Here is a 3,635-nt window from a genome sequence, read left to right as displayed (position 1 = left end):
TCCTACGCCATCGCCGCCGCGGTGGCCGGCATCAACTACGCCCACTTCGCTCACGACGGCATGCGGCCCACCGCGGCTGCCGTCGCGTTCGGGCTGCTGTCCCTGCTCTCGCCGTGGCTGTGGGGCCTGCACACCCGCCGCGCTCAGCACGTGCAGCTCCTCGACCGGGGCGTGGTCGACGGCGCTGGCGCCACCTTCTCCGCCGAACGCATCCGCGCCTTTCCCATCCGCGCATGGGCCGCCCGCCGCTGGTCCATCGACCACAACATCACCGACCCCGCCGCCGCCTGGACCGGCTACAACACCGCCCGCGCCGCCCGCCGCGCCGCCTACCCGTCCGGCCGCATCGCCACCGCCTGGGCCGCCCTGCGCGGCACCCTCCCGACACCGACCCCGCCGGCCGCCCCGACACCCGCCCCGACCCGACCCCGCAAGACCACCAACCCCACCGCCAAGCCCGCCACGACGACAGCGCAGGGGAGCACCTCGGAACGGGTCGCCCTGGCACTGAGCAAGCACCCGGACGCCACCCCGGCACAGATCGCCGTCCGGCTCAAAGTCTCCGAACGCACCGTCCAGCGGTACTGGCCCCGCCCGACCACCACGCCGGACGCGCTCCCCACCGCGGCCTGACTTCGCCCGGGGCGCGGCCTCACGGCCTCGCAAACCATCGGCCGCGCCCCGGCCCTCCCAACCGGCACCAACCGACTGGAGAGACCCCAGATGTTCCCATCCCTCCGCGCGCTCTGCTGTCGCCTACGGGCCGTCGGACCGGTCGCGCTCATCCTCGGCACGCCACAGCGCGCCACCATCGCCAACCACCCGGACGGCGGCTACCGCCTGCTCATCGACTACACCGAGGGCCGCGAGTGGCTCGACCTGCCGCGCTCGCGCGCCGCCGACCTCTACGGCCGCCCGGGTGACGCCGAGTTCGACGCCGCCGCCCGGCTGCTCACCGCCCGCCACCTGACGTGGGAGCTGCCCTGGCAGCTCGACAAGGACGGCCACCTGACCTGCCCCGTCTCCTGGAAGGAGCGCCCCTGATGACGACGCCCAACCACGGCGCTGGCGACAACTTCGACTGGGCCGCCGCCGAGGCTGACGTGGTCGACCTGAACGCCGCCCGCCACCGCCGCGACAACCCGCCCCGACCCGGCGACACCGTTGACGACACGACCGCGACAGCGACCACCGCCGCTGACGACACCGACGACGACGGTGGCACGCTGCTCGTCGACAGCGCCGCCGCGCAGCGCCGACCCCGCCTCACGCTCGCCGCGCTGCGCGACGCCGAGCGGCGCCCGATCATCCCGCCGTGGCTGCGCTCGCGCGCCGAGTTCGTCGGCAATCTCGCCTACGCGACCGGGCTCGCCGGGCACAGCCTGGGCTACCACCTCGTACGGCTGCCGAAGTACGCCGCCAAGCTGCTCGTCCGGTCGCCGCGCGGCTTCGGCCGGGTGTGCGTCGGCTACCACCGCTGGCTGTGGGACATGGAAGGCGACCCGGTCCGGCACGCCATCGTGCGTGCCGCGATCGACCGGCCCGACGAGGCCAAGATGTACGACCGACTCAGCACCAAGCGCGACCGCCGCGTCCGCTGGCGCGGTCTCGTCACGATCGGCCTCGCCGCCGGGCTCCTCGTGGCCGTCGGCGCGTTGCTGGTCGCCGCCCCCCGGATCCAGTGGAGCGTCCTCGCCGCGGTGGTGGGGGTGCTCGGCGTGATCGGGTCGCCGGCCGACAAGCCGCTGCTCGACACGGCCGTGGTGACGGCGCCGGTGCCGCCGCTGACGTCGGACATCGTGCTGCGCGCGCTGTCCGTCATGGGCATCGCCGGCATCAACCAGGCCATTCGCCGCGACGGGCCGAAGGCCATCGCGTTCCCCGCACCCATCGCCCGCGACGGCAAGGGGTGGCGCGCCGAGGTCGACCTCCCGCCCGGCGTCACCGCCTCGGACGTCATCGAGGACCGCGCCCGCCTCGCCTCCGGCCTGTCCCGCCCGCTCGGCTGCGTATGGCCGGAAGGCCGCCCCGACGTCCACCCCGGCCGCCTCGTGCTGTGGGTCGGCGACCAGGACATGGCGACCAGCAAGCCCGCGCCCTGGCCGCTGCTCAAGGCCACCACGTTCAACCTCGGCAAGGCGTTCCCGTTCGGCACCGACCCGCGCGGGCGCCCGGTCATGATCGAGCTGCTGTACACCAACGTGCTGATCGGCTCGATCCCCGGCTACGGCAAGACCGCCGCCACGCAGCTCCCGCTCGTGGTGGCCGCGCTCGACCCGTACGCCGAGATCTGGGCGTTCGACTTCAAGGGCACCGGCGGGCTCGACCCGATCGAGCGCGTCTGCGCCCGGTACGCCTCCGGCCAGGACGACGAGACCGCCGAGGCAGGGCTGATCGCCCTGCGCGAGCTGCGCAAGGAGTGCGCCAAGCGGGCCGCCACGATCAAGCGGCTGCCCAAGCACGTCTGCCCGGACAACAAGGTCACCGCCGAGCTGGCCCGACGCAAGGGCCTCGGCCTGCACTGGCTGGTCGTGGCCCTGGACGAGGTGCAGGAGCTGTTCTCCCACCCGGAGTTTGGTAAGGAGGCCGGCGAGCTGGCCGAGAAGATCATCAAGCTCGGCCGCGCGCTGGGCGTCATCCTCATCATCGCCACCCAGCGCCCGGACGCGAAGAGCCTGCCGACGGGCGTCTCCGCGAACGCGGGGACGCGGTTCTGCCTGCGGGTCATGGGCCAGCTCGAGAACGACATGATCCTCGGTACGTCGGCCTACAAGAACGGCGTCCGGGCCACCATGTTCACCAAGCGGGACCTCGGCCTCGGCTACCTGGTCGGTTCGGCCGACGACGCGCAGATCACCAAGACGTACTACCTGAACGGCCCGACGGTCGAGGCCATCATCACCCGTGCCCACGCGGCAAGGGAGGCCGCCGGAACCTTGATCGGGCACGCCGCCGGCCAGGCACCCGAGACGCCCGCGGTGCGGCGGGACACGCTGCTCGATGACGTGCTCGCCGTCATCCCGGCCGCCGACGCGAAGGTGTGGACCGACACCGTCGTGGACCGGCTGACCGAGCTGCGGCCCGAGGCGTACGCCGACCTCACCCGCGACCAGCTCACCGCCGCGCTCAAGCCCTACGGCATCACCACCGGCCAGGTCTGGGGCACCGACCCCGCCACCGGCAAGGGCGCCAACCGGCGCGGCATCGACCGCCAGCACATCACCGATGCGATCGCGGAGCGTGACCGCCAGCGCCGCGCCGGATAGCCGCGATCGGCCGCTAGGTCTAGCGCCACCACCCGCTAGACCTAGCGGCCTCGCTAGCGCCCCATCCGATTCCTGATCAGCGCCCTAGTTCCTAGCGGCGCCACCCCCGCGCACCCCGAAACAGCCCTCAGGAGGCGTTCCGTGGACTCCCCGGCCCTGCTAGCTAGCCTCGCCCTGCTCGGTTACGCAGCGTTCTACATCATCGCCTGCGCGATCTTCCCCTTCGGACACTGCCGCCGCTGCAAGGGCACCGCCAAGCTCTACAGCCCCGTCTCGCGCAAGTCGTTCCGGCTCTGCCCCTGCTGCGAGGGCACCGGCCGCCGCGTCCGCATCGGCCGCCGCGTCTACGAGTACCTGCGCGGCGAGCAC

3 protein-coding genes and 1 pseudogene are annotated in these 3,635 nt (G+C 73.1%); all 4 read left to right on the top strand.

All coding sequences use genetic code 11. The features are described 5' to 3' along the window. A pseudogene (locus Sya03_RS30615) lies at positions 1-633 on the top strand (hypothetical protein); the annotation flags it as partial. 90 nt (positions 634-723) lie between these two features. Continuing rightward, entirely contained in the window at positions 724-1,044 is a 321-nt protein-coding gene (locus Sya03_RS30610; protein WP_203941944.1) for a hypothetical protein, read from the top strand. Next, positions 1,044-3,266: a cell division protein FtsK gene (locus Sya03_RS30605; RefSeq protein ID WP_203941943.1), complete on the top strand. Its 2,223-nt coding sequence runs from the start codon at positions 1,044-1,046 to the stop codon at positions 3,264-3,266. The genes Sya03_RS30610 and Sya03_RS30605 overlap by 1 nt, the downstream gene beginning before the upstream one ends. 141 nt (positions 3,267-3,407) lie before the next feature. Beyond that, on the top strand, positions 3,408-3,635 hold a 228-nt coding region (locus Sya03_RS30600; RefSeq protein ID WP_203941942.1), incomplete at its 3' end, for a hypothetical protein.

Origin of the sequence: Spirilliplanes yamanashiensis (assembly GCF_016863475.1) — a bacterium.
Classification (GTDB): Bacteria; Actinomycetota; Actinomycetes; order Mycobacteriales; family Micromonosporaceae; genus Spirilliplanes; species Spirilliplanes yamanashiensis.
This window is presented reverse-complemented; position numbering and strand designations above follow the sequence as displayed.